Below are 6,133 nucleotides of genomic sequence, written 5' to 3'. Positions count from 1 at the left end.
CGCAGGGCCCGGCCGCGTCCCCCGGCGCGCCGGTCCCGGCGCCGCCCACCTGGGCCGCGGCCCGGCAGTGGCCGTCGGACACGGTCCACGCCCTGTGCACGGTGCTGCGCAGCCGCGGCCGCTCGCTCGGCGTCGTGACGTTCCTGCGCTCGGGCAGCAGGCCGGCCTTCGAGCGGCCGGACGCGCTGTACGCGGAGGACGTGACGGCCCGGATGGCCGCGTCGCTCGACCTGGCGGAGTGCCTGCACGCAGAGCCCTGAACGGGGCCGCGGCACGGGACCGGGCCGTCCCCCGGGGAGTTCGAGGCACACAAGGCACACAAGGCACACAAGGCACTCAAGGCACTCAGGGACCCCGCGACCTCAGGGAACACTCGGGACCCCACGGAATACTCGGTACCTCAGGGAATCCGCGGAGCGCCGGGGCTCAGACGAGTTCGAGGCCGCCGTCGACCGTGAGGACCTGGCCCGTCAGCCACGACGCGGCGGGTTCCGCGAAGCGGACGATCCAGGACGCGACGTCCTCGGGCTCTCCCCGCCTGCCCAGCGGGATCGTGGACGCCTGCTCCCGCTTGACCTCGACCACCTGCTCCCGCGTGAGGCCGCTCACGCCCAGGGCCTCGCTCTCGGTCGGGCCGGGGGCCACGGAGTTCACCCTGATCCCGTCCCCGGCCAGCTCGACCGCCCAGGTGCGCGTCAACTGCTCCAGGGCGGCCTTGCTCGCCGCGTAGTGGGCGGCACCCGGCTGGGGGCGGTGGCCGTACGTGCTGGAGATGTTGATGATCGAGCCCCTGCTGCGGCGCAGGTGGGGCAGGGCGGCCTGGGCGAGCATGGTGGGCGCCACGACGTTCAGGTCGAACAGGTCGGTGACGCGTGCGCGGGTGAGGTCGTCCAGCGAGACGCGTGCCGTGGCTCCCGCGTTGTTCACGAGCACGTCGAGCCGGCCCCACCGGTCGACGGCCGTCGCGATGATCGTCTCGGGTGCCTCCGGGGCGCACACGTCGGCGGCGAGAACCGCGATGCCCGGACGTATGGCGGCGGTCTCCTTCAGGGCGGACTCGCGCCGGCCGACGCCGAGGACGCGGGCCCCCGCCTCCGCCATGGCCACGGCCGTGGCCCGGCCGATCCCGGAACCGGCGCCGGTGACGACGACCACGTGGTCGTGCAGAGTGCGGTGGTGCTGGGCTTCGGTCACGGGATTCCCTCATTCGTCGTACGGGCGGACGGCCGGGCGCCTCCCGGCCGAAGCCGAAGGGGCCGCGCACGGCCCGGACGGCCGGAACGCGACGGGAAAGGCAGCGGCGGAGGCGACGCGTGCGGCGGAGACCGGCGCGGTGGCCCCGGTGGACGCACTCTATCGAACATCGTCGATGTTCGATATCGGGGTAGAGTACAGGCCATGCCCAAGGAAGTGAGCCACCCCGAACTCGACGACGTACCTCTCGCCAAGGTGCTCTCGGCCCTGGGCGATCCGGTGCGCCTGTACGTCATGGGCGTGCTCGCGGACGGGAGGGAGCACGTCCGCTCGGACTTCACCGTGTCCGTCGGGCAGTCGACCTTCAGCCACCACATGAAGACCCTCCGGGAGGCTGGGCTGATGCGGCAGCGGATGGAGGGCACGCGCTGCCACGTGTCGCTGCGTGAGGAGGCGCGGCGGCGCTACCCCGCCGTGCTGGAGAGCGTTCTCGCCGCGGCCCGTGCCGAACGGGCGGACGCTCCCGCGTCCTGAGGGTTGATCAGGACGGGCGGGGGCGCCGGGGCGGGTCCGGGACGGGCCGCGGGTGCGCGTGCGGGGCCGGGGGCAGGAGCGCGCGGCCGGGGCAGCGGCCGGGGCAGGAGCGCGCGGCAGCGGCCGTGGCCGGGGCGCGGGAGCCCACCCGGCCCGGGCGACCGGTTCAGTGCCAGAAGATCCGCTCGGCGTTCTCCTCGATGACGCGCACGTTCCACTCGGTGCCGCCGTCGATGTTGCCGGAGCGCAGCAGCGGCGGCTCGACGCCCCGCGCGGCGAGTTCGGCGGCCGCGGTCGCCATGACTGCCTGCATCAGCGCGCTGGTCACCACGGTGGACGCGGGCGCGAAGGGCGCCGCCACCCCCTCGGCGGTCAACTCGGCGTCGCCGACGGCGATCTTGTTGTCGAGGACGATGTCGCAGTGGTCCTTCAGGAACGTGCCGCTCGGGTTGCGCGGCGTGGTCCCGGTCGCGTACGCCACGGACGTCACGCCGACGACGGTCAGGCCCAACTCCCTTGCGTGGTGGGCCATCTCCACCGGCAGGGGGTTGCGCCCCGACAGGGAGACGACGAAGAGCACGTCCCCGGCGGCGGCGGGGGAGGTGTCCAGCACGGTGGTGGCGAGCCCCTCGACCCGTTCCAGGGCCGAGCCGAGCGTCGCCGGCCGCACGTCGACGCCGGTCATGCCGGGCACCGTCAGCAGATTCATGACCGCGAGGCCGCCCGCCCGGTAGACGGTGTCCTGCGCGGGCAGCGACGAGTGGCCCGCCCCGAACGCGAACACCCGGCGGCCCGTCGCCACGGCGTCCGCGACGGCGGTCCCGGCGGCGGCGATCGACGCGGCCTCCTCGTCGCGCACGCGGGCCAGCAGCCCTGCGGCGGCGTCGAAGAACCGGTCTGCGGGGCTGCGGTCGTCCATGGGGGCCCTTTCGTCGTGGCGTTGCGCCGTTCCGTGTCGCGGAGGCCCCGTCCGGTGGCCGCCGGGCCGGTGCCGCGCGCTTCCGGGCACGCCCCGTCCCGGCACCCGCGTCCGGACCGGCGGCCGTGCCGGCGATCACCATCTGGTCCGGACCATCCCGGTGTCAATACGGCATCGGGCCCGCGTGCGTGGACGGGCCGGCGAGCCGCCCGGGCGGCGGCCTGCCGGACCTCACGCGGCGGCCGGGGCCCGGCCCGCGCGCCTCACGCGCTGAACAGCGTCAGCAGCGTGGCGATCCTGCCGTCCCGGACGGTGATGACGTCGATGCCGCGCGCCGCGGGCTCGCCCTCGGGGCCGAACGTCCAGGCGAGCGCGCCGTCGTGGGCGCTCGCGTAGCGGCGGCCCTCCTCGGCGAAGCGGAAGTCGGCCGGCACCTTGCCGAGCAGGTCGCGCGCCTTCTCCTCCAGCGCGTCCCGGCCCGTGACGGCGCCCTCCGGGTCGGTGAACACGACATCCTCGGTGTAGATCCGCTCGATCGCCGCGCGGCGCGAGGCGGCGTCGCGGTTGCCGAAGACCTCGTGGAGGTTGGCGGCCAGCAGATCCGTCACGGTGCGGGTTCCGGGGGTGGTCATGGTGTGCTCCTTCAAATGCGGTGTGGTGCCGTGCGGTGCGGTGCGGTGCGGTGCCGGGGCGGCCGGCGCGGTGGTGCCCGCGGCGGTCGCCCCGGGTTCGGGCCGGCCGGGCGCCGGGATCAGTGGATCATCTCCGGCGGCCCGGGCCGGGCCGCGGCGTGCGGTCAGATCTGGCTGGCGCCGCCGTCGACGTAGATCTCGGCGCCGGTCATGTAGCTGCTCGCGTCGGACGCGAGGAACAGCACGGTGTCGGCGATCTCCTCGGGACGGCCGAGCCGGTTCATCGGCACGCCGGCGGCCAGGCCGTCGAGCAGCTGCCGGGCGGAGTCCGGGTCGGCGGCCAGTCCGGACAGTCCCGGGGTCTCGATGGGGCCCGGGGCGATCGTGTTCACCCGGATCCCCCGGGAGACCAGTTCCGCGGCCCAGCTGCGGCCGAGGGAGCGGATCGCGGTCTTGCTCGCGGCGTAGACGCTGAACGAGGCGCTGCCCTTGGTGTCGATGTTGGAGCCGGAGAGGATGATCGAGGAGCCGCGGCGCAGCAGCGGCAGCGCCTTCTGCACGGTGAACAGGGTTCCGCCGACGTTGGTGTTGAAGGTGTCGGCGTAGTGGTCCCAGGTGATGTCGGGCAGGGCCGCGAACTCGCCGCCTCCGGCGTTGGCGAACAGGACGTCGAGCCCGCCCCGCTCCCCGACGGCCGCGAACAGGCGGTCGAGATCGGCGGGGTTCGCAATGTCGGCGCGCACTCCGGTGGCGCGGTCGCCGATCGACGCCACCGCCTCGTCGAGTGCCTGCTGTCTGCGGCCGGTTATGAAGACGTGCGCGCCCTCCGCGGCGAGCCGCCGGGCGGCGGCGAGTCCGATGCCGGAGGTGGCGCCGGTGACGAGGGCGGTCCTGCCGTCGAGCTGTCCCATGATGTGTTTCTCCTTGCGTGGACGCCGGGGCCGGGCCGCCGCGGCGACGAAGTTGTCGTGGATGTGGTGGTGACGTGTCGTGCGGTGACATGCGCTGCGGTGCCACGCGGAGCGCGGACGGCCCCCGCGTGCGGGGTCCGGGCCCGGGCGCGGGCGGTTCAGCGGGGGAGCGCGGCCAGTTCACGCCACGCGGCGCGCGGCAGCGCCGTCTTCTCCCGGGGGCTGATCACGTGCAGCGCGACGTGGTCCGCGCCCGCGTCGAGGTGCTCGCGCACCCGGCGGGCGACGGCGTCCGTGTCGCCGTGGGCGACGAGCGCGTCGACGAGGCGGTCGCTGCCGCCGGGGACGAGGTCGTCCTCGGTGAAGCCGAGGCGCCGCAGGTTCGCGCGGTATGCGGGGAAGCCGATGAACGCCCCGATCTCGGCCCGGGCCGCGGCGCGTGCCGCGGCGGGGTCGGGCTCCAGCACGACGGCCTGGTGCGGCGCGAGGAACGGCGCCTGGCCCACGCGTTCGCGCTGGGCCGCCACGTAGTCGGGGGTCACCAGGAACGGGTGCCAGCCCGCGGTGCGGGACGCCGCCAGGTCGACCATCCGGTTGCCGAGCGCGCCGAGCAGCAGCCGCCCGGCCGGGACGCCCGCGCCCAGCTCGTCCAGGTAGCCGCCCATGGAGGCGACGGGGTCCCCGTACGCGCGGCCGTGCGCGGCGGCCCCGGCGGCGTTGCCGATGCCGAGCCCGACGACGGTGCGGGGACCGTGTGCCGCGTCGTACGCGGCGAGGCGCCGGGAGACCTCGTCCGCGCTCTGGCCCCAGATGTTGAGGACCGCCGTGACGACGGTGCTGTGCGGCGCGGCCGCCAGCAGGTGCCCTACGTCGTCGAGCGCCCCGTCCCCGGCCAGGCCCGGCATCCACAGCGCGCGCCATCCGAGCGCGTCGAGTTCGCCGACGGCCTCGCGCACCTCGGGCCGGCCGGCCGCCCGCAGCCGCATGCTCCACAGGCCGACCCGGCCTGCTCCCTCGCTCAGCTGGTTCATGATGACCCTCCCTCTTTCTGTACCGAACGGTACTGAAAACTGGGCAGGCCTCGGAAGTATTTCCGTACCGAGCGGTTAAAATTGGGGGGTGCCCCGCGGGGGCGCGGATCGAGTCCTCCGCGGCGGTACGGGAGCGCCCGGCGAGGGCACACGAGGAGCGCCCCGCGAGGCCGCGGAGGCGCCCGGCGGAGGTGGTGGAGCATGGCGGAACGGGGCAGGCCGCGCGGCTTCGACGCGGACGCGGCGCTGGATCGCGCCGTGGAGGTCTTCTGGCGGCGGGGGTACGAGGGCGCGTCGCTGACCGACCTCACCGACGCCATGGGCATCAACCGGACCAGCATGTACGCGGCGTTCGGCAACAAGGAGGAGCTGTTCCGCAGCGCGCTCGCGCGCTACGCCCGCATCGACATGGCCTACGCCCGCGAGGCGCTGGAGCAGCCCACGGCGTACGCCGTCGTGGAGGCGTTCCTGCGGGCCAACGCCGACGCGCTCACCCAGCCCGGCCGCCCGCCCGGCTGCCTGTCCGTGCAGGGCGGAATCGCCGAGGGCGGCGACCACGGCAACATCTCGCAGTTCCTGGCGGGCAGCCGGCTCGCCGGTGAGCGGGCGCTCGCCGCCCGCCTGGCCCGCGCGGTCGACGAGGGCGACCTGCCCAAGGGCACCGACCCCACCGCGCTGGCGCGCTACGTGATGGTCGTCAGCGAGGGCAACGCGATCCACGCCGCGGCGGGCGCCGCCCGCTCCGCCCTCCACGCCACGGTCGACATCGCCCTGCGCGCGGTGCCGGGGGCACCGGCGACGGCCGGATCGAAGGTCGCGCGGACGGCCTGACCCGGGGAGGCCGCCCCCGCCCCGCTCACCGAGCCCGGCTCGGACGTCACGCCGCCCGGCGCCTCACGCCTCGTGCGCCAC

Annotated in this window: 8 protein-coding genes; 3 read left to right on the top strand and 5 right to left on the bottom strand. The window is 75.2% G+C overall.

Features of this window, described 5'->3' with window-relative positions; all coding sequences use genetic code 11:
* A partial coding sequence (locus L1885_RS21665; protein WP_505016784.1) for a GAF domain-containing protein occupies window positions 1-260 on the top strand: 260 nt, incomplete at its 5' end.
* Between the two features lie 166 nt (window positions 261-426).
* Here L1885_RS21665 and L1885_RS21660 read toward each other — a convergent pair.
* Window positions 427-1,194, bottom strand: a complete 768-nt coding sequence (locus tag L1885_RS21660; protein WP_235798834.1) for an SDR family NAD(P)-dependent oxidoreductase — start codon at window positions 1,192-1,194, stop codon at window positions 427-429.
* A 204-nt stretch (window positions 1,195-1,398) separates the two neighbouring features.
* Between L1885_RS21660 and L1885_RS21655 the strand changes: the two genes are divergently transcribed.
* The gene (locus tag L1885_RS21655; RefSeq protein WP_235798833.1) at window positions 1,399-1,728 is read left to right on the top strand and encodes an ArsR/SmtB family transcription factor; all 330 of its coding nucleotides are present in this window, start codon (window positions 1,399-1,401) and stop codon (window positions 1,726-1,728) included.
* Between the two features lie 166 nt (window positions 1,729-1,894).
* Here the strand turns inward: L1885_RS21655 and L1885_RS21650 are convergent, their stop codons facing one another.
* From L1885_RS21650 to L1885_RS21635, 4 genes are all read right to left on the bottom strand, one after another.
* Window positions 1,895-2,647 carry an SIS domain-containing protein gene (locus L1885_RS21650; RefSeq protein WP_235798832.1) on the bottom strand — a complete coding sequence of 251 codons (753 nt, stop codon included), beginning with the start codon at window positions 2,645-2,647 and terminating at the stop codon, window positions 1,895-1,897.
* 263 nt (window positions 2,648-2,910) lie between these two features.
* On the bottom strand, window positions 2,911-3,279 hold the full coding sequence (locus L1885_RS21645) for a nuclear transport factor 2 family protein (RefSeq protein ID WP_235798831.1): 369 nt from the start codon (window positions 3,277-3,279) through the stop codon (window positions 2,911-2,913).
* Window positions 3,280-3,443: 164 nt separating this feature from the next.
* Complete coding sequence (locus tag L1885_RS21640; protein ID WP_235798830.1) at window positions 3,444-4,190, bottom strand: SDR family NAD(P)-dependent oxidoreductase; 747 nt, start codon at window positions 4,188-4,190, stop codon at window positions 3,444-3,446.
* A 158-nt stretch (window positions 4,191-4,348) separates the two neighbouring features.
* A complete protein-coding gene (locus tag L1885_RS21635) occupies window positions 4,349-5,221 on the bottom strand; it encodes a TIGR03620 family F420-dependent LLM class oxidoreductase (RefSeq protein WP_235798829.1) in 873 nt (290 codons plus the stop codon).
* A gap of 201 nt (window positions 5,222-5,422) precedes the next feature.
* Here L1885_RS21635 and L1885_RS21630 point away from each other — a divergent pair, with 201 nt between their 5' ends.
* Window positions 5,423-6,052, top strand: a complete 630-nt coding sequence (locus L1885_RS21630; protein WP_235798828.1) for a TetR/AcrR family transcriptional regulator — start codon at window positions 5,423-5,425, stop codon at window positions 6,050-6,052.
* Window positions 6,053-6,133 lie beyond the last annotated feature (81 nt).

The sequence above is a fragment of the Streptomyces fuscigenes genome (assembly GCF_021556455.1).
Classification (GTDB): domain Bacteria; phylum Actinomycetota; class Actinomycetes; order Streptomycetales; family Streptomycetaceae; genus Streptomyces; species Streptomyces fuscigenes.
The sequence above is the reverse complement of the archived record's forward strand: the minus strand, read 5'-3'. Positions and strand labels throughout refer to the sequence as shown.